Source organism: Brachybacterium vulturis, from assembly GCF_002407185.1.
GTDB lineage: Bacteria > Actinomycetota > Actinomycetes > Actinomycetales > Dermabacteraceae > Brachybacterium > Brachybacterium vulturis.
Map to the genome: position 1 here is coordinate 2,566,783 of NZ_CP023563.1, position 24,851 is coordinate 2,591,633.

Consider the following 24,851-nt stretch of genomic DNA (forward strand, 5'->3'; position numbering starts at 1 on the left):
TGGTCTGACCTGCGGTAACGCGGGCGACGCGGAGGGGTGGGGTCAGATGTCCCGCTGCTCCGGAGGGAGCTCAGCCCGGTCCGGGATGCCAGCGGCGAGGCGATAGTCCTCATCGGTCAGCGTGGCGGTGAAGATGTCGGGGTCGATCACTTCATGGGGCACGGACTGGCCGTCCTCGACGGTACTGGCGTAGGACAGCCAGGCGTACATCATCGACAGCGGGAACTCGTCGTCCGCTCCGACGTAGGCGCGGCGGCGCCACAGCGACCACAGCACGATGGCCTGGGCGATGTCGGCGGTGACCGCGTCGCGGCGCGAAGTGGTCTGGCCGCGGATCTCGGTCAGGGCGAACTGTCCGTCCTCGGCCCCGGCGGCGCAGGCGCCCAGGACACGGGCCGCTCCCGGCGGCAGCGGGTCGGCGACGGCGGCGAGGTTGATGTCCATCAGCAGCCGGTCGTGGTCCCAGTCATCCTCGTCATCGGGGGTGAAGGTCACGTCGGCGGCATCGCGGAAGGTGCCGAACCCGGGGTGCGGATTTCGCCACGGGTCCGACGGCGGGAGCGTGTCCAAGATCGTGGCCGCTACGCCGGTGGCCCAGACGATGGTGAAGGTCGGGGTGCGCCGTGTCCACTCCCGGAGGCGTCGGTCGATATCGACTCGGGCGATCATCGGCAGCAGCGGCTCGTAGGCAGCTCCGGCCCACTGGGCAAACGTGCGCCGCCGCGATGTCGCCTCCTCCCGCGTGATGTCCATGATTCCGCCCATCTGTCGTCCCTCGTGCATGTGTCTATGTTTCCACGTCCGACCAGGGGCGACGAAACCGCCATGCACTTGATTGGCCCGACCCTGGCATATAACCAGTATGAGCACTTTCCGCGTCGGCCTCATCGGCCTGCCCCACATCCGCGACGCACTGGGTCATCTAGGCGTCGAGATCGTCACCGGGGACACGTTCCTGGAGACGACCCGCAACCTGCGCGAAGCGGCTGATTCGGACGGCATTCCGGTCCTGGCCGAGGACCATCGACAGACCGGTCTGGCCCAGCTTCTCGCGCGCCTTGCCGAGACTGGCACGGTCACCATCGTGCGCCGGGAGGAGCCTGTGCTCGATGACATGTGGGCGTCGATCCCGATTGCCTCGTCCCTGGGTGATTACCTGCGTGCCGCCGGCGCGGAGGACATCGACCCGGCCGCCGACGAGGTCGTGGTTGACGGGGACGGAACCGTCCACGGGCAGGCCCCCACGGTGCCCGCAGAGCCGGAGCACCCGACGGAGCTCGAGCCGCAGACCGAGGAGCCCGGCGGCGAATCCCCCGTCGCAGAGCCGGTCGAGGAGACGGACTGGCTTTCCGACACCGACGAGCCCGAGACCGAGACGGCATCCACGTCGGTTTTGAAGGACCCCACCAGCGATTCGTCGCATCCGGCGCCCCTGCCCGAGGCGTCGGCGCTGACCGATTGGCTCTCCGACGGCGACGAGGACGCCACTCCCCTCCCCTCGCCGGCAGCCTCCGTCCCGGACACGGCCGAGGCCTCGAGTGAAGCCCCCGACGGGGACGAGGATTCGGACGACGAGGACTTCGACGGCCTCTACGCACCCACTGCCGCCACGGCACCGGAGCAGGACGATGCCGCCGAGGACGATCCCACTGCCCCGCCGGCATCCAGCGACAAGCCTCGACGCGCCCGGCGGAAGATCTCCCTGCCGACCTTCGCCCCGCGCAACGATCCCGAGCCCGCCGACAGCGAAGCCCGCCCCTCTGCCGACGAGTCGATCGACCAGGACCTGCTCGACGGCGTCCCCGACCACGAACCCGATGACGAGGACCAGGAGAGCGACCTGGACGTCGACGGTGCCCTCGATGACCTGGCCGGAACCTCCCGTGCCACCGTCGCCCGGCAGAACGCCGCCCTGGGCCTGCTGCTGGTCGTCTACGGCGGCAAGGGCGGGGTCGGCAAGTCCACCCTGTCCATGTGCCTCGCACAGGCGGCCGCCCAGACCGGCGGACTGTCGGTATGCCTGATCGACGCCAACCGCGGCCAGGGCGACCTCGGCCTGTACATGCGGGTGCGCAAGTCCGACCTTCCCTCGATCTACGACGCCGTCACCATCGGCGACCTGCCCTCAGCGATCATCGGTCCGGAGCAGATCAACACCGCCCGTCACGACGCCGGCGACCAGATCGCCTTCTGGTTCGTCCAGGCGCCCCGGCCCCAGCGGGACGGAGACATCTCCCTGGAGGTCGCTGCAGTCCGCCCCGAGCACTACGCCGAAATGATCAGCTTGGCCCGCAAGCGCTTCGACCTGGTCGTCGTCGACACCCAGATCACCGAGGCCATGGATACCTCCGGACTGATCGACCACGCCGTCGGACCCGCCCTGTCCCGCGGCGGCTACGCACTAGGGATGGCCGAGCTGTCCACCCCCGGGATCGAGAACCTGCTGACCTCGATGACCAACCTGCAACAGCTCGGTGCCGACCCCGCCCGCATGATGACCATCGCCAACAACATCTCCCCCGACGTGCGCGACTACGGCAAGGTCCCCCACCTGCTCGGTCAGCATTCTCGCTGGAAGGGCGTCATCCACCACGACCAGCGCATCTACGACGACATGGTCTCCCGCCGTATCCCCCACGCAGTGCCGCCGATGCACGCGGTCACCGCCGACGTGCTGCAGACGATGACCGGGATGGTCGAGTTCGCCGACCCCCCGACAGGGACAGAGGACCGGTCCCGCCTGCCGTGGTGGAAGCGGTGGCTGTCGCGATGAGCACGACCGCCTCCAGCCAGCTGTGCACCCTGCTGGATCGGATGAGCTGGGCGCAGACCGCCGCCGGGCGGGAGCGTCCGACCCGCCCGGTACGGGTCCACGCCCTCCCGCCGACCATGTGGATCACCCCCAACCGGTCCGTTGGAGGGGCCAAGTCCGCCGCCGACGGGGTGTTGCCCGCCGCGATCACCTGGACCCACGGGACGATCCACCTCGCCGGCACCGACGACGAGAACACCACCGGATGGCAGGTCCGCGCTGCGGGCGTCAAGCAATCCGGATTCATCCACCTGGCACCGGGTGAGGCCACCTGTGGTCGTCCCGACCGGCGCATGTGGCCGGTCCACCACTCCCCAGTGCTCACCTCCCGCGAGGCCGGGCAGGCTCTCGACGAGCTGCAGGAGGACGGGGAGCTGGCGCGCTGGCAGATGCTGGCCAGTCTCGAGGACTTCGCCCACCGTCAGGTCGGCTCGGTGGCCACGTCGATCTTCCGGGAAGTCGCCGACCTCGCAGACACCGAGGTGGCACCGGACCTTCTCGATGCTCAGCAACTCGAGGTCGTGGTCACCGACGTGGTCTACGGCCGCTCCGGGGCCGACAGCCGCATCCTGCGCAGCCTGGACCGCTGCTTGGATCCCGCTACTACTCGCACCGTCGACCCCATCCGTTACCTCACCACCCAGATCCGCCGCGACCTCGCCGACCAAGTGCGCGTGGCCATCGGCGACCCGCAAGTCGGGTCCCGCGTGCGCCGCATCGCCCGCGCCCTGGGCACCGGAGCGACCCTGGAGGACATCATCGACCGCTACAACCAGGTCCACTCCTCCGACCGCATCTCCACCACCCGCGCGATCCGGGCGCTCACGGTCGCCCCGTCGATCGAATCGACCGCCCTCCGCCACGTCTTCGAGGCCCGCGATGTGTAACCCCACCCAACACTCCCCCGACATGCAACGGCTCATCACCCAGCGCCACCGCGCCAACATCGCACGCGGCGAACTGCTGCAGCTGATCGCCGACGGCATCCTGACCCCCTGGGAAGCCCTCGTCGCTGCCGCCACCGTGGACGACAAGGCGCTGCTGCGCCTGACACTGGATCAGCTCATCACTGCCAGCCCCGGCATCGGGCAGGCCCGCGCCCGCCTGGTCACCACCCAGGTCACCCGCATCCTCGCCACCACCGAAGCGCACTCCCCCACGGGTCGCGTCACCCTCGCCTATGTCCTGGACGAGCAGGCTCGTGGCAGAAGGCTCCTGGCGGTACTGGACGCTTTCATCTCCCATGGCCTCATCCGCGAGGAAGGAGACCTCCCGGTGTGGACCGGCTTCCCGTTCACCCCCTGCCCCGTCGACACGAAGGAGGGGGAACGATGAGGACCATTCCCTTCGCCCCGCCTGCTACCCGCACGACGACCCGTCACCACCGTCGCTGCGAGTGCGACCGCGACACGCTGGCGACCCCGTGGAAGGCGCAGATGTGCCAGATCCTGCACACCCGCGACCAGGAGGCGGCCCGGGCCCTGCTGGATGACTTCCTGCTCGAGAACGAGGCCGAGATCGCGAGGGTCATCCGTCGCGCCCAGCGCATCGCCCACCTCGACTACCGCGACAAGGACACGGCGCTGTCCTACTTCGGCCAGGCGCTGATGAAGATGGTCGACACGCGCTGGCGCGCCAAGGCCGGCCCCGGCACCAGCCAGGTCTTCAACTACTCGCGAAACCTCCCGGTGATCCTGGAGCAGGAGACGCGCTACTTCGTTCGCGAGGACCGTCGCCGCGGCCTGCTGGACGGCACCGCTGGCGTCCCCGGCGACAGCGCCCATGACCGCAAGGCCAAGGCGCTGGCACGGTCCCGCCAACTGTTCGAACGCGAACACGCCCGTACCCCGGCAGACGAGGAACTGGTCGAATTCCACAACGCACGCATGCGCGCCACTCGCAAGGACCCCGCACGCCAGTCCGTCCTGGCCACCGCCGAGGACCTGTGCTCGTTGACCGCCGTCCCGCTGCAGGATCCGAATCTGACCAACGAGCCCGGACTGGTCAGCGAAGACACCCCGGACCTGGCCCTGCCGGAGCGTCAGCAGCGCCTGGATGCCGTCATCGCCGAATGCGAGCGACAGGACGAGGAGCGTCAGCTCTCGGGTCGCCGAGCCATGAAGCGCGAACCGGTGCAGATGGCCACGGTCGCCCGCATCTATCTCGCCGACCACGCCCAAGGCGATCTCGCCACCCGACAAGAGATCATCGACAAGCTCGGCGCCACCCAGCAGGCCGCTCGACGTGAAGTCGGATCCCATCTGAGCGAGGTCATGAAACTGCTGAAGTGTGCGTTCTCCGACTACAGTCGCCCATGACGTAGAACTCGAACATGGAGGTATCGATGGCTCGTAAGACGAAAACCGTCCTGGTCGATGACATCGACGGATCAGTTGCGACCAGCACCGTTACTTTCGCATTGGATGGTGTCCGCTACGAGATCGACTTGAACGACGAGAACGCATCCGAGATGCGCTCGGATTTCGTGACGTGGACGTCGTCCGCGCGACGCATCGGGGGTCGTGCGAAGCGTGGAACGGGCTCGGGGAATGAGGCGAAGCTGATCCGCGACTGGGCCGGGAGAAACGGGTACGTTGTCTCCGATCGCGGACGCATCCCGGTCACGGTGAAGGAGGCGTACCTCAAGTCCAGCTGACGTCGTGGCCTCGCCTCGTCAGAGCCCGATCTGACCGGCAGTGGAGTCTTCGACAGCGCTGGCCGGACGGACGTACCTGGCCAGTGAGTCCAGTCGCCGATGCCGGGTGGTGCGCGCGATGGTCATCGGGTCGAGCCCTGCTTCGGCGGCCGAGGTGGCATGCCCTGCACGAAGCGAGTGGCCGGAGATCCGGGACTCGGTGCCGAACACCTGGGAATACTCCTTGCCCGTGACCCCGGCTGCCGCCGCGCGAGCCTGGACGATCCGGGCGATGGAACGGTCGGAGATCTTCGTGGTGGACACGCGTGCCTGGTTGAAGACGCGGGAAAATAGCGGGTGCCCGTCACCGATTCGTCGGCCGCTCGCTTCTAGCCAGTCTTCGACCGCGAGAACGGGGCAGGTCTCAGGGTGTTTTCCCAGGGGCACCCCGATCACGTCTCGTTTCCCCGTCTGGTCTGTCTTCGAAGGCCTGATGCGCACGAGGAGTCCGCTGTCGAGGCGGGTGAGGTCCTTGGTGGTCAGATCGGCGATTTCGCTGCGACGTTGGGCAGTTGCCAGACCCAACAGGAGAACTGCGCGATCACGCTTGCCGACAATGGTGGACAGATCGTCCATCGACTCAATCGCCTCGGTGGGACCGTTGCTGGTGCCGGGTCGGTCGAAGAATGCCAGGACGTCGTCAGCGCGTTTAGCCAGCGTCCGGCCCAGCTTTCCCAGCTCGACGAGGGCGTCCGGGGCCTTCGCGCTGAGTGCCGCGATGACCTTCTCCATCATCGTTCTGGCTCGGACCCGGTCGGCTTCTCGATAGGCGGCGATCATGGCCTGGGAGATCTCCCAGGTCGCCTCGACCGCGGCGTGCTTCTCACTGCTGAACAGACTGCTGAGGCGCTCGCTCTGCCGCTCGGTAAGGAACTTGGACCCGGTGTGGAGAGTGCGGCGGGCCTTGTAGAGCGGGTCGTCCTTACGGCCTCTGCGCTGGTGGAGCTGCTGCTGGATCCGGCGCCGACAGTCATCCAGAGCGTCCCCGGCGAGGCGGACGACGTGGAACGGATCCATCACCGCGACCGCGCCGGGCAGGGCCTCGCTGGTGGCGGTCTTGAACCCGGAGAACCCGTCCATCGCGACGACCTCGATATGGTCCTTCCACGCCTCGGGGCGGGCCTCCAGCCAAGCCTTGAACGCTGCTTTGAAACGTCTCTCGAGCATGTCCAGCAGCCTCGCCGGCCCGGTCTTGTCCCTGATGGGGGTGAGGTCGATGATCACGGTGACGTACTTGTCGCCGCGGCGGGTGTGGCGCCAGACATGCTCATCGACGCCGATCACGCGAACGCCGTCGAAGCGGGCCGGGTCATCGATGAGCAGTCGTTTCCCCTCGGCCAAGACGGCGTCGTTCGCGGTGTGCCAGGCCACGCCCAGCCCAGCGGCGACCCGCGCGATCGAAAGGTGATCGATGACCAGGGCCTCCAGCGCCCACCGCATCCCGCCACGGGAGAGCTTCGCCCGCTCGGCCGCTGCAGCGGTGATGTCCTCGCGCCAGCGGTACCCGCAGTGGTCACACAGGTAACGGCGGATCCGCACCAGCAGCGTCGTGGGACGGTGACCGAACGGCTCCTGCGCCAGGTCCGCGAGATGGAGCCCCGCGAGGTCGAGAGTGCTCCGCAGGCGCGGCACCATGGATCCTCCTCGGCGACCCGGCATTCCAGCACCGCTCGGTGGGCCGTGAGTCTTTGGCCGACCACGACCAGACCGAGTTCCTCGAGCCGGGTGAAGGTCGTCAGGTCGGGGCTGTCGAAGGTAGCGTTGGGCACGTCGAGGTCTTCCTGATGGCGAGCGTGAGAACTTCCATCTTCGGGAGACCTCGGCGTCTATCCCGGCACCGGCGCGCCCGGCCCGTGCCCCGCAGCTACCCTCTCAGCTGCGAAGAGCCTCAAAAACGTGCTCACCAGCCCTAATATCCTCAGGACGGCTGCGAACCGCTCTCAACCTGTGCAAGTCAGGAGGGAGGGGGCAGCACGCTGTTCACGGCGTCGCGTGTCCAGATCCGCTCCCGGATCCCGACACCGTCGAGATCCCCACCTCCACCAGGACATGAAGAACCCCCGTCACCTGCCGCAGCAGGTGACGGCGGCTTCCTCCGAGTGGGGGCGTTCAGCCTTGGGCGGCCTCCTGCTCGAGCCAGCTGCGCTTCCAGTCCTCAAGTTCGTCCAGGGACCAGTGGCCGTAGCCGATCCAGGTGACACCGCCGGATCCCCCAACGATGCCGCCGTCTGCGTTCGTGACGAGGCTTGGGGCGACGGGATCGGAGTGATTGCGCCGCGCCATCATGCTCTTGTGCAGCGTGCGCTGATCAGAACGCGGGATCGCGTCGATCGGGAAGTCGTCTCCGGGATAGACGCCGCGCGCCTTGGCTGCTTCGCTCAGACGCCTGGCTTCGAGATGGGTTTGCAGTTCACGCAGCAGATTCTTCGAGTGGGCATCGGGATCGTTCCTCTCCACATCCATCTGGTAGGCCTCCCAATCCATGTAGATCTGCTCATCCATGACCGCCGGCGGGGTCTTGCCCTCCCAGCGCTTCCGGCGGGCCTCTCGCACCTTCTCGCCCTTCAGGGCCTTCGTCTCCCTGCTCTCGATTCGTCGGTCCCTGCCGGTGACGTGGACCAGACTGTCGAAAGCCGCCTCGAGACCCAGGAGGGTCAGGAGCAGGCCCGTGATGACGAGATCGGTGTCGGTCGGGTGGAGGTAGCTCTCCCCGACGAACATCAGGATCAGCCCGAGCGCGGCGGCAATCAGCCCCAGAGGCATGTTGATCAGCGGGACCGGCCGCACCAGGAGCAGGACGAACGTCGCGAAGAGCGCGGTCAGGAACGAGCTGTCCATCTCGACGCTCTGCGCCGACATTGCGATCCAGATGATGCCGCACGCGAGAGCGCGGGGGTAGAGCTGAAGGATCCACTTATCCTCGGGAATGGATTCACCGCGGAGCGGGTAGATCCGGATCAAGAGGTTGCGGAGACGACCCCACGCGATCACCGCGACCGCTGCTACTGCGACGTTCTGAGCTGTATGCGGTGAAGGCTCGATGTCGTTCATGCCCGAGAACCACATGAAGAAATAGATGACGACGGCCAGCTTGAGGAGCCAGTAGACGGGGGCGGAGCGAATAGCTCGAACAAGCCGCAAAGTGCTCTCGTTTCTGTGAAGCGGTCCATCGAAAAGTGTCCGACAGGCGGCATCTTAGCCACTCATGAGGGCGGCTTCACGACGGGGGGATCCCTTCGAGGGAGACGACTGCACGAAGAGCGACTCCGTCTGGCGCGTCCGACGAGCGCGAGATCAGTCGTGACACCTCTTGGAGCTAAGCCTGCCGAACTTGCCGCCCCTCGCGCGCCGACAACCTAGTCAACTTGAACCTGGGGGTTCCGCGTGTCGCTCTTTAACACCATCGGGCTGATCAATCCCCCTAACAGGAGCGCGCCCCGCCCGAGCTCCCGAGGGGGTCGCTCCACCACCAGCTGTCGTAGCCCCAGTCCCCCTCGCCTAGGTGTATGAGGTCATGACGTTGTCGACACCGGGGTGCGATCGGTGGGCAGGTCGCGGCAGCCGAGCTCGGTCACCAACCGCACGGTCCCCGGTCATAGAAGTCGCCCGCCCGGCCGGTCGGCGTTCTCGAGCACTTGCCGGGCAGCTCCCTCGGCGGTTACCAACGTGTCCGCCACACCTGCTCGCAGCGCCGCAACGACAGCATGCGATCGTTCTGCACGGGCGACGACCACGACATTCTCGCGGGTGGCGCGGAGTCTTTCGAGGGGTACGGCGAGGCAGCATGCGGTGACGGCGGGGGCGACGGTTTTGCCCTCCCTGTCGATCAGGTGACCGCAGAATTCGGCGACGGCACCCTCCCGCGTGGCCCGCTGGCGCAGTCCCTCATCGAGGGCTGGGGCGTCGAACACATTGGACTCCCCTGCTTCCCAGGAGCCGATGGTGATCAGGGCGAGCCTCAGCCGGTCCCAGGTGGCAAAGGCCCGCACCAGGCTCGGATGCTGCTGCTTCTCCGCGGCGAGCGCAGCAGTAGGCTGCACCATCGGCTCATAGACCGGGCGCACCTTCTGCTCGGTCATCCGGGCAGCCCGCCGCACCGTCTCCACGGAGCTGTCGGAGACACTGCCGGGCGCGGTGAGTCCGGTGAGCTGGACGACCTCACTGCGGGGCAGCCGACGGATCGCGGAGACGACCCGGTTGACTGTGTATCCGCAGGCGAGGCCGACGACATCCCCCGCCTCGGCACTGTCCTCGATCGCATCTGCGGCGGCGCGCTCAAGGGCTGGCCGGCCGCCCTCATCCGGTGTCACCAGCACCCGCCCCACCCCGTGCACCCGGCCCAGCTCCGCCAGTTCCCGGGAGAGACCCGAATCGAGGCCGGGCGGGTCGGCGATGCGGATGTCCACCCAGCCCTGTTCCCGAGCGGCCTGCATCAGCCTGCCGGCGCGGAACCGGCTGATACTGAGCTCGGCCGCGATCTCGGTGAGCGACCGGCCGTCCACCAGATGCGCTCTGGCGACCTCGATTGCCTGCAGTGCACTCCAGGTGTCCATCGGCCCTCCCTCGCGAATAGCCCGTGCCGTGCCTCGAAGGCTATCCCTCGCGGATCCTTTGTGCCCCAGCCCACACCCCCGGTGCTCATCCGAGCGCAGGACGGTGCGGCTCGGCCCGATTCGATTGACGCCAACACCTACGGATCTGGATGCTCGAAAGCACCCCCCAGCGCTGTGAGCGCCCATCCGTCGAAGGAGACAGACATGACCGGCACCGCCACCCCCACCGCGGGTCCGCAGGACACCTCCGCGAGCACCGGGGAGACGACCATGCAAGCCGCGTACCTGCCCGGCGGATCGCGGACCGAGCTGCACAGTGTCCCGATCCCGGAGCCCGGCCGCGGCCAGGTCCTCCTCGAGGTGCGCGCCTCGACCATCTGCGGTAGCGACCTCCGCGCTATCTACCGCGAGCACCTGGGATCCGGCCCCGAGGCCTACCAGGGCGTAATCGGCGGGCATGAGCCCTGCGGACGAGTCGTCGCCGTGGGCGAGGACGTCCAGGCCACCGCCGTCGGCGACCGCCGCGTTGTCTACCACATCTCCGGATGCGGTCTCTGCGAGGAGTGCCGCCGCGGATACCCCATCGGCTGCCTCTCGCCCCGCCGCGCCGCCTACGGCTGGCAGCGGGACGGCGGCCACGCCGAGTACCTGCTGGCCGAGGAGAAGGACCTCCTCTCCCTGCCGGACTCCCTCACCTACCTCGACGGCGCCTGCGTCGCCTGCGGCTTCGGCACCGCCTACGAGGCATTGCGCCGGGCCGACGTCACCGGCGCCGACACCGTCCTGGTCGTCGGGCTCGGCCCCGTCGGCCTCGCCACCGGGATGCTAGCCCGCGCTCTGGGCTCCACGACCGTCGTCGGCACCGATCCCTCCCCCGACCGCCGGGCGCAGGCGCTCGAGCTCGACGCTGTCGACCACGCCGTGGAGGCCGCCGACCTCCCCGGACTGCTCGGGGACGGCGCGCACGTGGCACTGGACTGTTCGGGTAGCGGGGCCGGCCAGTCCACCGCCCTGCGGAGTACTCGCCGCTGGGGCCGCACCGTGCTGGTGGGAGAGGGCGGCACGCTCACCACAGACGTCTCCGCGGAGCTGATCCACCGGCAGATCACTCTGCACGGCTCCTGGGTCTCGAGCATCCACCACATGCGTGAGCTGCTCGAAAACCTCGACCGCTGGGGCCTGCACCCCGAGAAGATCGTCACCCACGCCTTCCCCCTCGCCCAGGTCGACGAGGCATACCGGACCGCGGACTCCGGTGTCGGGGGCAAGGTCGCCGTGGTGCGGAGCGACGACCGATGAGCTCTCCCATCGCGCCCGTCTCACTCCCCGTGCCCTCGCGGCCGGTCATCCTCCTCGAGAAGTTGGGGCTCTCCGTCCCCTGTTGGTCGGCTACCTGGCCGTGCTGCTGTTTATGATCGGCGACAACATCGAGTCCCCATGGACCCGGTGAGCGGTCAGGTGACAGTCTTGCCGGCGCGGAACCGACCGAGTTCACGCTTCATCGTCCGCACCCGATCGAGGTGATGGGTGCCAAGCTTGGCTGCCACAGCCGTGGCAAGGATGTCGATGACGACGAGGCCGGCGAGACGGCTGACTGTGGGGGTGAACACCTCTGTGTCCTCATAGGTCTTGGCGATGAGCGCCACGTCGCAGTACGGCACCAGGGGTGTTTGACCCCCGGTGAGGCCGATAACGGTTGCTCCGTACCGTCTCGCCAGCTCAGCGACCTCGAGCACGATCTCCGTGTTGCCGGTGTTGGAGATGATGAAAAAGACCGAGCCTGGCTCACACATGGACGCTGCCATGAATTGCTGATGCGCATCGGTCGGTGCGGAGCAGGGCACTCCGAACAGTCCGGATTTCTGCTCGGCATCTTGGGCGATGATGCTCGAGGCGCCGAATCCGATGAACGTCACCGACGTCGCGGCGACCAGATGGTCGACGGCCAGGGCCAATGCCGCGGCATCGTAGGTCTTACGGGCCCGGTCAAGGCTACTGATGGTGTGGTCAAAGACCTTTTGCGCCATGATCTCCACAGAGTCGCCGGCTTCGATCCCCGAGTACGTGACCGGAACCCCCAGCGCGAGGACCTTCGCGAGGTCAAGCTTGAATGCCTGGAACCCGTCATATCCGAGCCGCAGCGCAAAACGCATCACTGTGGGCTCGGAGACGCCAGCGGCCTCTGCCACCGCGACCATCGTAGACCCGAGGATGTCCGCCGGAGACTCCAGTACGAGCTTGGCGACCTTCTGCTCAGACTTCCGCATCGTCGACATCTCTTGGCGCAACCGCTCGAAAACCGAAAACCCCTCGACATACCGTGTCGTCGTAGAGTCGTGTGTAGTCATCACTCCCCCTCCGTCAAGGCTTGGCCCGCAACAGATACGTGCCGTCGCGCGCCTGGAATTCGGTTGTGGTCATGGTGTGCGGCTGCGGAGCTGCGAGGCGTCCCGTGCCAACTGCTCGATCGTGTCCCAATCCCCCGCCTCGACGGCTGCCTCTGGCGTGAGCCATGATCCACCGACGCACGCGACATTGGCGAGCGCGAGGTATTCCGAGGCATTCTTCCGATTCACGCCGCCGGTGGGGCAGAACTGCAGATCAGGTAGCGGTCCGCGAACGCTGGAAAGATAACTCATCCCGCCAGCAGCTTCCGCAGGGAAGAACTTCATGGATCGCCACCCGCGACTCGCGAGCTGCATCATCTCACATACCGTGGCTGCGCCGAGCAGAGCGGGAATATCGGCATCCAGGACGGCCTCCTGGAGCTCCCGCGGAGATCCCGGCGAGACGATGAAACGTGCGCCAGCCTCCACTGCGAGGAAGACCTGCTCGGGGGTGGTCACCGTGCCGGCGCCAAGCGTGATCTCGGGAACCTCCGCCGTTATCGCCCGAATCGCATCGATCGCCGCACTGGTGCGCAGCGTCAGCTCGATCACCGGTACACCTCCACGCACGAGCGCCTTAGCCACGTTCACGGCTGTCTCGACGTTCGGCACTTTGACTACGGGCACCACTGGGCTGATCCGGCAGATCTCTTCAATCGTGCTGTCTCCGTCTGTACTCATGCTTGTCACCTCTTCTCCTCATTTCTCGGGTCCATATCGCCAGGTGAGCCATTCGGCAGGATTCACCGTGGTCAATCGAGTGACGGCCTCCTCGCCGATGGCAGCTCGTACGCGCGGCAGATATCTCCGGTAGGTGTACGCGAGACCCGGTAACCCACCATAGGACTCGTACCGACTACTTCGGGCGACGTCTCCGCCCAGCAACGCCCGGTCTCCACCACCGCCCGCAAAAACCTGCTCAAGGCAGTCGATCAGCATGCCATCGGGCCATGACTTGTGCCGTGCGCTGCCGTCGTAGCCCAGGTATGCGCCACGTGCCGCCAACTCGAGATGCAGCCCGGGATCGGGGTTGCGGTCGATGTGCGCGAGCGCAACGCGGTCCTCGGGACAGCCTGCCTCTGCGAGCATCGTAAGCACCTCATGCGCGGCACTGCCATGCTCGAGGTGAACCATCACGGGAGCGCCGAGTTCGGCACTCACAGCACCGGCTGCCTCTATAGCCCGCCGCTCGAACGTGGTGAGCGACCAGTATCCAATCCCGACCTTCACGAGGCCTGCGCGGCCATGGCTTCGGGCCGGCCCGCCACCGCTCGCCTCCGCGCCTTCACCGAAACCGTCAATAAGTTCCGCCCGGAACATCTCCGCGAGCTGCACAGCGCTCATGGTCGTCAAGTCTGGCTGTGACGGGTAATGGGACTCTCGGTGGACTCCGGTGGTGTGGACGACGTGAATCCCGAGGGACCGCGAGATCCGCGCCACGGCGCTCGGCATCCTGCCGAGGCCGATGGGGGTGGCCTCCACCAAGCAGCCGACGCCCGTCGCCACCAGAGCTGCGGCCTCATCGTGGCTGCGCCCCTCGTCATTCAGCTCATCCCCGGGCAGCAGTGGGGTCGTCTGGAACAGGTGGTCGTGATAGTCCACGACACCCAGATCCTCGGGCGCCACGTCCCCGAGGATGGTGCGTACGATGCGTCCGCTCACAACAGCGCCGCCCGCTTTGTGAACCAGCCTTCCAGCCGGGAGTACGCGTCGAGGAACATCTCGTGATTGTTACGGTAGCCCGCGTGCGAATCCAGGTCGGGAGCGAACTCCGCAGAGATGTGCGATAGCCCTCGCGCAGCCCCGAAATCTGCGCGGCCCAGCCCTACGAGCCCGGTCACCGCTGCACCCATGCTGTTGGCCTCCCGGACCACGGTCCTCCGACGGACCGGCAGACCCCAGATATCAGCGAGGATCTGCAGCCAGGTATCGCTCAATGCTCCCCCAGCAATCGCGTCGACCCCATCGATGTCTCGACCTGCGTCGCGCAGCGCCCCCAGGCAGGTGGCGAGGTTGAAGCCCACGCCCTCGAGCACAGCTCGCATCATGTCCTGAGACGTGTGGAACCTTTCCAGCCCGACGAAGGCGCCGGCGGCTTCAGCGTTCCAGTAGGGCGAGCGCTCCCCCATGAGGTGGGGCAGGAAGTACAGGCCGGCCGATGCGCCTCTCCCCTCTGCCGCTCCTTCGACTGCCTCGGTGGTCGACACTCCCGTCAGCTTCAGCGTCTCCCTCGCCCACGACACGCTGGCAGCTCCAGCCTGCATAGTGGCCGTCGGGACAAACTTTCCGGGCACCACGTGGTTGAAGGTCATTGACCGCATCTGCGGGTCATGCATCGGTACATCTGACGCGCAGGAGACCCAGGACGATGAACCAAGGCTGACGTAGACACCGTCGGCTTCGGAGATAACCCCGGCGCCAACTGCTGCCATCGGTCCGTCACCGCCACCCGCGACCACGGGTGTGCCAGCGCGCAGTCCGATCTTGGCTGCCGCCCGCTCAGTGACGTGGCCGATGATGTCGGTGGATGGCACGATGCGCGGCATCAGCGCAGGATCGATGCCCGCGGCTTCCAGCACCCGTGTCGACCACTGACCGATTTGCTGGTCATAGGCATTCGTGCTCGAGGCATCGGAGGGATCGGTCACCAGCTCTCCGGTGAGGAGGTAGTTCACATAGTCCTTTGCAAGGCACACGTGCCTCACCCGGCGCCACGCCTCGGGTTCATGATCCCGTACCCACATCACCTTCGCGATGGAGTAGGTCGGGTTCAGCTGGTGCCCCAGTTCACGGTATGCCTCCGCAGCGGGGATGCGTTCGAGAAGTTGAGCAGTCTGGACCGTTGCGCGGTCATCGGCCCAGATGATGGCGGGACGCACCGGGTGGAAGTCGCTGTCGAGTAGGACGGCGCCCATCATCTGCCCAGAGATGACGAGTCCGGACACTTCGTCCGCTGGCCGTCCGCTCGTCGCGAGCAGCTCACTCGTGGCGTGCCGAACGGCGTTCCACCAGTCGTCAGCGGACTGCTCAGCGACGCCACCAGGGCGGAAATCGGTGCTGTACTCCACCGTCGTCGCAACGAGCAATCGACCGGAGTCATCGTGGAGCGATGCCTTGTTCCCTGTGGTCCCCAGGTCATGAGCGAGTATCACAGCACCTCACGCCCCTGCAGATAGGACAGCGTCGGGTGTCACGACGACCTTGCCTTCAGCTCCGGAGAGTGCCGCAGCAAGCGCCGCCCCGGCTTCTTCGAGACCGTAGTACGAGGTGATCAGGTCATCGAGACCGGCCGGGCGGCCGGCAAGGAACTCCATCGCCCATTCGAAGTCGTCCTTCGTGTACATGAGGGTTCCCAACACTCGCAGTTCGCGGTCCTGCACCAGGTGCAGCGGGAACATGAGCGACTCCGCCGGCACACCGACCACGATCATCGTCCCGCCCTTGCGGACCGCGCCGACAGCCTGTGCGGAGGAAGGTGCGTTGGCGACGCAGTCCAAGACGACGTCGAAGTCCGGCGCGTCAGCAGTCTGCTGCGAGAATTCCGCGGGGCTCAGCGCGACGTCGATGCCCAGACGGAGAGCACGTTCTCGTTTCATCGGATCGGTGTCGGTGATCACCACCTGGCGTGCCCCGCGAGCCTTGGAGACGAGCGCGACAAGCACTCCAATGGTGCCAGCACCAAGGACGGCCACCTTCGTCCCCTCGGACACTTCAGCCTTGGCCACAGCGTGGGCGGGCGTGGCGAGTGGCTCGATGAGCGCCGCATATGCGTCGGGAAGATTCGCCGGGATCGCATGGAGGCGGGATGCGTCGATGAGGAAATAGTCGCTCATGCCGCCAGGTGACTGGCAGCCGAAGACGATCAACTCGTCACAGATGTTGTAGGCGCCTGCCAGGCAGTTCGCGCAGGTACCGCAGTAGAGATTTGGCTCTATCACCACTCGATCTCCGACAGCGACGCCTTCAACGCCCTCGCCGACTGCGTCGACGATACCGACGGCCTCGTGCCCGGGCGAATAGGGCAGGTCGATGAAGGGATGGTCGCCCTGGACCGCATGGAGGTCCGTGCCGCACAGGCCGACAAGTCTCGTGGCGACCAGGACCTCTCCCTCCCCTGGATCAGCCACCGATTCGTGAGCGAGGCTCACCTCGGCGCCCCCATGAAAAGTGATTCGACGGCTGTTGCGCGACATCTCCGGCTCCTTTGGTAAATAACACTCAATAGTTGCAATGCGACATTTTAACGAGGCAGTTCATAGCGGCTCCGGAAAGCATCCATCCACCACATCGGCGTCCCGGCCGGTTCTTCAGAACAACTGCATGCATGCAGCGCCAGTCGAGCAGGAACCCTCCGCGAGACCAGATGGAGACACTCGCGTGCGACTAGTGCAGCGCGATGGTCTCGACAGCTTCGAGGCGATCTCGAATGAATCGATTGGCGTGGGCTCCGAGAGCAGCGCTGTCGCTCCAGAGGTTTCGCCAGATCCCAAGAGATCGGCTCAGATCCGGCGCCACCACGGCGGAGGAGAACGATTCGAAGGTGATAGGGCCATCGTACGAGACCCGACCAAGCGCCTTGAAAAAATTGTCGAAGTCAACAGACCCCGTCCCGAGATATCCGCGATGGCTCTCGCCGATATGGACATATCTGAGCACGTCGCCTGCGTCCAGGACAGGAGAAACCATATCGGATTCTTCAATATTCATATGGTAGGTATCGAGGTGCATGCTGAGGTTCGGCCGCTCGACCTCCTCGATGAATCTCATCGCTTGCCGAGCCGTGTTCAGGATGTTCGTCTCATACCGATTCACGACTTCGAGTCCCAGATTCACACCACGCTCCGCAGCGTGATCGGCCACCCGTCCGATAGCGCGCTTGGAGTTCTGGAGACCCACCTCGGTGGCCGGCTCCATGTACTTCGACATCGCACTGGAGATCACGCCCGTCAGGTACGTCCCTCCAATGTCTGCGAGGACGTCGACTGCACGCATGAGCAGCTCCTCGCCAGCGGCGACGATCTGAGCGTCGGAGCTTGACACGTCTGTGCCCTCTGACAGGCCGAGGGAGGCGCTCGCCTTCAGGCCGTACTCATCCAAGGCCGACACCGCCGCCTTGGTATCGAAAGAGAAGGGGTCCATGAGGGGGTACTCGATAAGGTCGAACCCCGCTTCCTTCGTCTTCTGTGCAGCCAGGCGAATGCCCGGAGCCTCGAAGGAACCAGTCCACACCAGTCCATGACATCCAATGTCCATTTTTACTTCCGCCTAATCAAAATTTGAGAACGATTTTCCCAGACGTTCTGCCGGCAAGATAGCGTTCGAAGAGCTCGGGGGAGTCATCGACCGGAACGATCTCAGAAATAAATTTAGAGAGCACGATATCGCCACACTCAGCCCAGTCGACGATCTGCTGATGGCATTCACCCTCCTCGTCCTTGCGAGGAAACTGCTGGAACTTGAGAGTCCAGTTGTAGGGAGCCTCCGACCATTCAAGGTCCATGCTGTGCGTTTTCGGGACTCCGTAGCAGAACATGATGCCTCGGTCCTGGAGCAGCGGGATGCCCTCATTGATGACGGACGCACTTCCGACCGCATCGATGACTGCGCCGACTCCAGAAACCTCTAGGTCACGGAGTCCATCCTGGACGCTCTGGGCACAAGAGTTGATGGTGCTGCTCGCACCGAATCTCCTCATCAACTCCGCCTTCTCGTCACTGCGGACCACCGCGATGAGCTGTTCGGCGCAGAGCTGCCGAAGCAGTGCCGTGAACGCCATCGCCACCGGACCAGAGCCGTAGATGATGATCGGCTGCCCGAGGTCGATGCCGCTCACGCGGATGCCGCTGAGGACTTCTCGCAGCGTGATGATAACCGTTGCGTCCACGGGATCGATTGACGCCGGCACGATCGATTGCGCGAAAGCAGCCTCAGGCGCCAGGCCTGCAATCTTGCCGGTAGCGAAGGCAGCGGCGTCGTCCACCAGCGTGAACTCGCTGAAAGCTCCCCACGCAGAACCGAGGTTTTGGCCATCTGCACTAGGTTGCGGCACGAAGGGCAGAAGGACAATATCCCCGCGCTTGTAAGAGATAACATCCTCGCCCACGTCGATAACCCGCCCCACGGACTCGTGGCCCAGCACGAGGGGATAGCTTGCGGGCCCGACTCCCTTGAAGCTGCATTGGAGCAGGGTGGCATCCGTGCCGCAGATCCCCCCGGCAATGGTCGCCACGAGAGCCTGGTGAGACTTCACGTCGGGCCGATCGATCTCCTTGACCTGAACACGCCCGTCTGCGTTCACCACGATCGCCTTCATCGCCAATCTCCTTTCGTCACTCAGACGGTTTTCTCCTTCTTACCGGTGGCCACCTGCAGCAGAACGGCCGCGATGATGATTACGCCCTTGATGATGCCCTGCGGGTAAGAAGGCACCGCCATGAGATTCATGATGTTCCCGATCAGGCCCAGGATCAGGGCGCCCGCCACGGTGTTCATGACAAAGCCTTTGCCCCCCATCAGGCTTGCTCCACCAATGACCACCGCTGCGATGGCGTCGAGCTCCTGCCCAACGCCGATCGTCGCGCTTCCGGTCGAGGAGCGCGCCGTAAGAAAAACGCCGGCCAGCGCCGCGAGCACCCCCGATAGTGCGTATGTGGACAGGATGAACCGCTTGGTGCGCACACCGGCCAGCTTGAGCGCAGTCTCGTTGCTACCGATGGCGACAACTTTTCTTCCGTAGCCAGTGTATCGATGGACGATCGTCGCCGAGATGACGATCACGGCGGTGACCCAAATGATCGGATACCAGGCGGCTGGGGAAACAAGCGAGTTGATCGTCCCACCCTCTACACTGACGGGGCGGCCGTTCGTGATGACGAATGCCGTTCCACGAGCAATTGTCATGGTCGCAAGGGTCGCGACGAATCCCTGTATCCCGAAATAGGCTACGAGAACGCCGGCCAGACAGCCGAAGGCAAGCCCCACAGCGAGTGTCAGTGCGATGGAGAGCGAGTAGTGCATCCCCATTTCCGTGATCAGCATGGCGGAGACCGCTGATCCGACAGCCATCACCGACCCGACAGAGAGGTCAATCCCGCCGGCGAGGATGACCCACAAGAGTCCCAGCGCCACCAAAATCGGGCCTGCCTGCTGCAGGAAAATATTTCGCACGTTGATGAACGTGAAAAAGTTATCGGAAAGCAGTGAACTGGCCACCACTAGCAGCAACAAAATAATAAATGTATTGTTGCTTATCAGGAACTCTTTCCAGCTGAAGCCCCGCTTCGCTGACAGACTTGTCGTCATGATTCGACACCCATCGCCAGTTTGATCAGATTACTTTCGGTCAGCTCTTCCTTGTTGAGCTCGCCCGTGACCTCTCCCTCTCGCATCACGAGCGCCCGGTCGCAGATCCCGATGATCTCGATCATCTCCGACGAGACGAGGACGACTCCGACCCCGCTGTCCGCAAGAGAATTGATAAGGCCGTACATCTCGACCTTCGCACCGACATCCACGCCTCGAGTGGGCTCATCCAAAATGATGAGCTCGGTATCCACTGCCAACCACTTTGCCAGTGACACCTTCTGCTGGTTCCCACCGCTGAGGCTCTCCACGTTGTCGTCCATCGAGCCGTACCGAGTGGCAACCGTCTCCAGCAGTTCAGTGACTTTTCGCCGTTCCGCTTTCGCGCCGATGAAGCCGTTCCCCCGCTGCGATACCAGCGTCGCGTTGGTGCGAATCGGTTGCTCTAACACGAGGCCCTGACCCTTGCGGTCCTCGGGCAGAAGACCGATTCCCATCCGGATAGACTTCCGGGGATTCTTGGGCGAGATTTTCTCGCCCTTCCAAAAGATCTCCCCACCTGTCTTTTTGTCGACGCCGAAGATCGCTCTCATGGTCTCGGTGCGGCCCGCGCCGATAAGACCACTGAACCCAACGATCTCGCCGCGGCGCACCGTGAAGTTCACATCCTTGACAAGGTCACCTACGGACAGCCCTTCGACACGCAGCAGTTCGCTCTGCTCTTCCCGGGTCAATCCGGGCCCTTCGCGCGCCGGGAAGAGCTGCTCGATCTCGCGGCCTACCATCATCGTCACGAGTTGCTCCTCCGAAATCGAGGAGGTATCAACCGTACCGACGAGGCCACCGTCTTTGAGCACTGAAATGCGGTCAGAGATGGCGAACAGCTCTTTGAGGCGGTGCGAGATGTAGACGATCGTGACGCCGCTGCCGTTCAGCTTCCGGATGATATCCAGGAGCCCCTCGGTCTCGGCGTGGGTGAGCACAGCGGTTGGCTCATCGAAGATGATGAGCTTCGATTTTTTCACCAGGGATTTACAGATCTCTACGATCTGCTGGTAGGCGACGCTGAGGTTATGCACCTTGGTCGTGGGGCTGATGTGCCCAAATCCGAGCTTCTGCAGTTCTTCGCTGGCTCGCCGATTCAGGTCACTCCAGTTGATGAAGAGATGAGACTGCTGGAGATCGTCGATGAAGATGTTCTCGGCAACCGTCAGATCCGGTGCGAGCATGAATTCTTGATAGATCACCGAGATGCCACGATTGATGATGTCTCTCGGCGACTGCGCGTCCACGAGCTCTCCATCGATTACGATGGTACCCTCGTCCTTTTTGTACGCGCCCGCCAGTATCTTCATCAGCGTTGATTTTCCAGCCCCGTTCTCACCGATGATGGCGTGGACCTCTCCACGCCTGACTTCCATCGAGACGTCACGCAGCGCATGGACTCCACCGAACTGCTTGGAAATGTTACGCACTTCAACGATACTGTCTGGTGCCATTTTCTACCCCGTCGTCGTTATCTGCGCTCTGCACTGCAGAGGGCAACCCGTCCCGCGAGACCGGCAACGGCGGGCTGAGGGGCCCCCGTTGCATATGACCTCAGAAGCCGAGGTCGTAGTACTCGTCAACGTTCTCAGCCGTGATGGCGGCCGGCTCCGTCAAAGTGATGTCCTCGTAGCTGTCGGCGTCCGCGCCGTCGACGAGGATCTCGTAGGCGATGTCGACGCCCTTCTGCGCTACCAGTGACGGGCTGTTCAGCCCAGTCGCGAAGTAGGTGCCTTCGCGGATCATGTCCATGGCCTCCTGGGCGCCGTCAGCAGCCGCCACGATGTCGACGTCCTGCAGACCGGAGGTGCCCAGTGCGGTGATGGCACCGAAGAGCATGGCGTCGTTCTCGCCGAGGAAGGCAGTGATGTTCGGGTTGGCCGTGATGAGGTCCTCCGCAGCTACCAGGCCCCCGGGTTCAGTCCACTCCCCCCAGCCCTGGCCGAGAACATGGAAGCCGGCCTCGTCGTTCGAGGCCTTGCCGGAGGAGGTGAGTTCCTGCTCGAACTCCTCGGCGAGCGTCCACGCCTCATCCTCTTCGATGCCCAGTTTGCCCTGGATGATGCCGGCGAACAGGCCCGTGCGGCGCTCCAGGCCGGCGACGTTGCCCTGAGAGCCGCTAAGGATCACGGCATCGATCTCTTCGTCGCCCACATGCTCCGCGTACGCCACGCCGACCAGTCGTCCATTCTCCTTGTTATCGGAGTAGACGGTGGTGACATCGTTGGCATCTTCGGAGACGCCACTGTCGAGGTTGATGACTGGAATGCCCATCTCAGCGGCCGCATTGATTTTCGGGACGATGGCGTCCGGTTCGATCGCATCGACGAAGATCAGGTCCTTGCCCTGGGCGATGAACGTGTCCATGTTCGCCGATTCCTGCTGCAAGTCGCCGCCGGCGTCCAACACGGTGATGTCCCAGCCGTGCTCACTGCCGAACTCCTTGACCTTTTCTGCGAGCGAGACGAAGTAGGGAGCATCCTGCACCTTCAGCGCGAACCCGATGGAGAACTTCTCGCCGCCGCCGCCATCGCTGCTGCCACCGGACCCGCCGTTCCCACCGCAGGCCGCGAGTGTCACCGTGGCGAATCCGCCCAATGCGAACGCCTGACGCCTATTGAACTTGACCATGACTGTCTCCTTGTCGTTGTTGCCCCACCGGCACGAATCGGGGGTGAGGCCTGAAGCTGCCCGCGCCTTGCCCTGCCCTGGCACCTACACGATGGTGAATCCACCGTCGACGGTGAGTTCTGCCCCCGTGGTGAAGCTGGATGAATCCGCCAGGAGGTATATGACTGTGCTTGCCAGCTCTTCGGGACGGCCCAATCGCTTCATCGGGGTCAGCTCCGCCCACTGGTTCCGCCAATCCTTGCGAACAGAAGAAGTGAGATCTGTGAAGATGTAACCGGGGCTCATACAGTTGACACGGATGTCGTGTTCTGCCCACTCGAATGCCAGGGATTTCGTCAAATGAACGACTCCAGCCTTCGACACGTTGTATGACGCCTGCAACTGCGGGTAGTTGACAATGGTGCCTGACATCGATCCGGTATTGACGATCGAGCCACTGGCTTCGTTGTCGATGAGCTTCTTCCCGAAGAGCTGCGCAACGATGAACGCACCGTTCAAATTGACGTCGATCACGTGCCGCCACTCTTCGGGAGAGGCCTCGACCGCAGGCTTCTGCATGACGATGCCAGCATTGTTGAAGAGCAACTGAATCGGGCCGAGCTGCTCCCAGGCCGCATCGATCGCGGCGCGGACGGCATCATGGTCCGTCACGTTCACGACGCTCGCAAGAACTCGGCGCCCCGTACTCTCTCGCAATTCGCCCGCAGCGGCCTCCAGAGAGTCCTTCTCGAGGTCGAAAAGAACAAGATCTGCCCCTGCGTGACCAAGCGCCTCCGCTACAGTCTTGCCAATTCCGCGAGCACCGCCTGTGATGAGGGCGGTCTTGCCGTGCAAGGAGAACATCTCGTCACGCATTGTCGCTCCCAGATCGTCGATGATGATGGTGTGCTTGTGTTCGCCTACGACATCGACCGCTGAGTCTCGATACGATCCCCACGATCGCCACATTGCGCAACCGTTCAGCCGAGTCCACCTCGCCCGGGACTACCTCTGGGCCTCGTGGAGTAGTGATACTACATACATCACTAGGTACTCGCAACCCCACTGCCTACGCACGCCGATGCGATCCCAGACCGCCCGGCCGAACATGGCGTCGCTGCTCTACCGAAGCCGTCCCGCGCTATACCAGCACGGCCTACTATTCAGGTCACGTCTCGGGCATAGTCACGGCAACACTGCGGCCCTCGATGGGATCCGACGTCCACTCTCCGCGTAGCGCGCCTGCACGGGATGCCCCGACAGCGGGGGCCCACACGCGATCGCCACACAGAGCTGGCACCGCGCAGCAGGCTCGACTGTGGCATCTCGATACCTGCTTTAGACCCGGGGTTGCGAGCGCATCCACCACCGCGGCGCTGGCACCCGAGTCCGCCCTCCTCATCGACCGCCAAGCGTCGCGGGCGGAGTCGCATTATAGGCTGGACCAGGTTTTTTAATCGCCTTCAGTTGGCCGCAAGCCCACACCCAGAGAGCGGCGCTTAGTCGCAGTGTGTGGTGCGGGCCGGTACCTGGTCGCTTCGAGTGCGCGCCGCGTTTCGACGCCGTAGAGAAGACTTGACCGTCCGGCACGGCAGGCAGGCGACGTTTGTGCCGGCAGCTTCGGTCATAACCCCTCGCCCCGAGGCGCTTTGAAGAACTGCGCCGCCACCGCGACGCGCTGCCACTGCACCACGCGGACCGTTCACCGTTCCAGACTGGGCATGCCAGCCACTCGGGCGCAACGGAGCCGTGGTGGAGCCTCGCCGCGCCTCCGCCACGACCCCGGGGTCGCTCGAAGCGGAAGTTTGCTGTAGTCTCACTACATCTACGCGAAAGGGGACTACGATGTCTATCCACCAGCCGGTAACTGTTGATATCTCAGCGGACGGGGTGATGACTGGAGCCTCGCGGATCTACGAGAAGCGCCTCGGCGACCTCAAAGGCGTTTATCGAGATTCCGAGGATTTCGCAGCCCAGGTGCGTGAACGAGGTGCTGACGAGCTCGTCTACGTCGTCCATGAACAGAAGTACGACTCAAGCCCCGGTGCTCTCATCGTCGGCACGAGTGCACTTCTGCCGGGGCAGGTGGGCAGTGAGTTCGCCGTGACTCGCGGCCATCTCCACGCCGTCGCCGACCGCGCTGAGCTCTACCACTGCCTCAGCGGGCACGGCATCATGCTCCTTGACACCGTCGAAGGAGACTCAGTCGCCATCGAGCTGACACCAGGCAAGGCAGTGAACGTTCCCGGCCACTGGGTTCACCGCAGCGTCAATGTGGGAAACGAACCCTTCGTGACGCTGTTCAGCTACGCAGCGGACGCTGGCCAGGACTACTCGCTCATCGAGCGGGCCGGCGGGATGCGCACACTCATCGTCAAGGACGGCGACAGCTGGAGTCAGGTCCCGAATCCTGACCACTGCGGTTATACCGCCACCACTCTCTGAGC

22 protein-coding genes and 1 pseudogene are annotated in these 24,851 nt (G+C 64.6%); 7 read left to right on the forward strand and 16 right to left on the reverse strand.

Annotated elements, in window-relative coordinates; translation table 11 throughout:
- Positions 1–42: 42 nt before the first annotated feature.
- Positions 43–783: a hypothetical protein gene (locus CFK38_RS11570; RefSeq protein ID WP_157773477.1), complete on the reverse strand. Its 741-nt coding sequence runs from the start codon at positions 781–783 to the stop codon at positions 43–45.
- Between the two features lie 79 nt (positions 784–862).
- On the opposite strand from CFK38_RS11570, the gene CFK38_RS11575 reads away from it, so the two are divergent.
- The 5 genes from CFK38_RS11575 to CFK38_RS11595 all read left to right on the forward strand — a co-directional run bounded on the left by CFK38_RS11575 (position 863) and on the right by CFK38_RS11595 (position 5,468).
- Complete coding sequence (locus CFK38_RS11575; protein ID WP_096803208.1) at positions 863–2,773, forward strand: nucleotide-binding protein; 1,911 nt, start codon at positions 863–865, stop codon at positions 2,771–2,773.
- Positions 2,770–3,699, forward strand: a complete 930-nt coding sequence (locus tag CFK38_RS11580) for a hypothetical protein (protein ID WP_157773478.1) — start codon at positions 2,770–2,772, stop codon at positions 3,697–3,699. Before CFK38_RS11575 ends, CFK38_RS11580 begins: the two co-directional genes overlap by 4 nt.
- A gap of 22 nt (positions 3,700–3,721) precedes the next feature.
- Positions 3,722–4,147, forward strand: a complete 426-nt coding sequence (locus CFK38_RS11585) for a hypothetical protein (protein WP_096803210.1) — start codon at positions 3,722–3,724, stop codon at positions 4,145–4,147.
- Positions 4,148–4,248: 101 nt separating this feature from the next.
- Positions 4,249–5,130 (forward strand): hypothetical protein, encoded by an 882-nt coding sequence (locus CFK38_RS11590; RefSeq protein ID WP_096803211.1) that lies wholly within the window; start codon positions 4,249–4,251, stop codon positions 5,128–5,130.
- Positions 5,131–5,156: 26 nt separating this feature from the next.
- Complete coding sequence (locus tag CFK38_RS11595; protein WP_096803212.1) at positions 5,157–5,468, forward strand: histone-like nucleoid-structuring protein Lsr2; 312 nt, start codon at positions 5,157–5,159, stop codon at positions 5,466–5,468.
- 18 nt (positions 5,469–5,486) lie between these two features.
- Here the strand turns inward: CFK38_RS11595 and CFK38_RS17615 are convergent, their stop codons facing one another.
- The 4 genes and pseudogenes from CFK38_RS17615 to CFK38_RS11615 form a co-directional block, all read right to left on the reverse strand.
- The gene (locus tag CFK38_RS17615) at positions 5,487–6,083 is read right to left on the reverse strand and encodes a site-specific integrase (protein ID WP_096804333.1); all 597 of its coding nucleotides are present in this window, start codon (positions 6,081–6,083) and stop codon (positions 5,487–5,489) included.
- Between the two features lie 6 nt (positions 6,084–6,089).
- Positions 6,090–7,276, reverse strand: a pseudogene (locus CFK38_RS11605) (ISL3 family transposase); the annotation flags it as partial.
- Positions 7,277–7,616: 340 nt separating this feature from the next.
- Positions 7,617–8,558 (reverse strand): hypothetical protein, encoded by a 942-nt coding sequence (locus tag CFK38_RS11610; protein ID WP_157773479.1) that lies wholly within the window; start codon positions 8,556–8,558, stop codon positions 7,617–7,619.
- Between the two features lie 542 nt (positions 8,559–9,100).
- On the reverse strand, positions 9,101–10,060 hold the full coding sequence (locus CFK38_RS11615; protein WP_157773480.1) for a sugar-binding transcriptional regulator: 960 nt from the start codon (positions 10,058–10,060) through the stop codon (positions 9,101–9,103).
- A 204-nt stretch (positions 10,061–10,264) separates the two neighbouring features.
- Here CFK38_RS11615 and CFK38_RS11620 point away from each other — a divergent pair, with 204 nt between their 5' ends.
- On the forward strand, positions 10,265–11,359 hold the full coding sequence (locus CFK38_RS11620) for a zinc-dependent alcohol dehydrogenase family protein (RefSeq protein ID WP_096803215.1): 1,095 nt from the start codon (positions 10,265–10,267) through the stop codon (positions 11,357–11,359).
- 155 nt (positions 11,360–11,514) lie between these two features.
- Here CFK38_RS11620 and CFK38_RS11625 read toward each other — a convergent pair whose 3' ends face one another.
- From CFK38_RS11625 to CFK38_RS11675, 11 genes are all read right to left on the reverse strand, one after another.
- On the reverse strand, positions 11,515–12,408 hold the full coding sequence (locus CFK38_RS11625) for an SIS domain-containing protein (protein ID WP_096803216.1): 894 nt from the start codon (positions 12,406–12,408) through the stop codon (positions 11,515–11,517).
- Between the two features lie 69 nt (positions 12,409–12,477).
- Positions 12,478–13,128 (reverse strand): bifunctional 4-hydroxy-2-oxoglutarate aldolase/2-dehydro-3-deoxy-phosphogluconate aldolase, encoded by a 651-nt coding sequence (eda, locus tag CFK38_RS11630; protein WP_096803217.1) that lies wholly within the window; start codon positions 13,126–13,128, stop codon positions 12,478–12,480.
- An 18-nt stretch (positions 13,129–13,146) separates the two neighbouring features.
- Positions 13,147–14,073 (reverse strand): phosphotriesterase family protein, encoded by a 927-nt coding sequence (locus tag CFK38_RS11635; protein WP_245851021.1) that lies wholly within the window; start codon positions 14,071–14,073, stop codon positions 13,147–13,149.
- Between the two features lie 32 nt (positions 14,074–14,105).
- Positions 14,106–15,599: a xylulokinase gene (xylB, locus tag CFK38_RS11640; protein WP_096803219.1), complete on the reverse strand. Its 1,494-nt coding sequence runs from the start codon at positions 15,597–15,599 to the stop codon at positions 14,106–14,108.
- Between the two features lie 6 nt (positions 15,600–15,605).
- On the reverse strand, positions 15,606–16,640 hold the full coding sequence (locus tag CFK38_RS11645; RefSeq protein WP_096803220.1) for a zinc-dependent alcohol dehydrogenase: 1,035 nt from the start codon (positions 16,638–16,640) through the stop codon (positions 15,606–15,608).
- A 190-nt stretch (positions 16,641–16,830) separates the two neighbouring features.
- Positions 16,831–17,700 (reverse strand): sugar phosphate isomerase/epimerase family protein, encoded by an 870-nt coding sequence (locus CFK38_RS11650; protein WP_096803221.1) that lies wholly within the window; start codon positions 17,698–17,700, stop codon positions 16,831–16,833.
- Between the two features lie 16 nt (positions 17,701–17,716).
- Entirely contained in the window at positions 17,717–18,760 is a 1,044-nt protein-coding gene (locus CFK38_RS11655) for a zinc-dependent alcohol dehydrogenase (RefSeq protein ID WP_218192311.1), read from the reverse strand.
- Between the two features lie 20 nt (positions 18,761–18,780).
- Positions 18,781–19,749, reverse strand: coding sequence for an ABC transporter permease (locus CFK38_RS11660; RefSeq protein WP_096803222.1), 969 nt, complete (start codon positions 19,747–19,749; stop codon positions 18,781–18,783).
- Positions 19,746–21,248: a sugar ABC transporter ATP-binding protein gene (locus tag CFK38_RS11665; protein ID WP_096803223.1), complete on the reverse strand. Its 1,503-nt coding sequence runs from the start codon at positions 21,246–21,248 to the stop codon at positions 19,746–19,748. Before CFK38_RS11665 ends, CFK38_RS11660 begins: the two co-directional genes overlap by 4 nt.
- Before the next feature lie 100 nt (positions 21,249–21,348).
- A complete protein-coding gene (locus tag CFK38_RS11670; RefSeq protein ID WP_096803224.1) occupies positions 21,349–22,425 on the reverse strand; it encodes a substrate-binding domain-containing protein in 1,077 nt (358 codons plus the stop codon).
- A gap of 84 nt (positions 22,426–22,509) precedes the next feature.
- Entirely contained in the window at positions 22,510–23,280 is a 771-nt protein-coding gene (locus CFK38_RS11675; protein WP_096803225.1) for a glucose 1-dehydrogenase, read from the reverse strand.
- A 969-nt stretch (positions 23,281–24,249) separates the two neighbouring features.
- Here CFK38_RS11675 and CFK38_RS11680 point away from each other — a divergent pair.
- A complete protein-coding gene (locus tag CFK38_RS11680; RefSeq protein WP_096803226.1) occupies positions 24,250–24,849 on the forward strand; it encodes a glucose-6-phosphate isomerase family protein in 600 nt (199 codons plus the stop codon).
- Positions 24,850–24,851 lie beyond the last annotated feature (2 nt).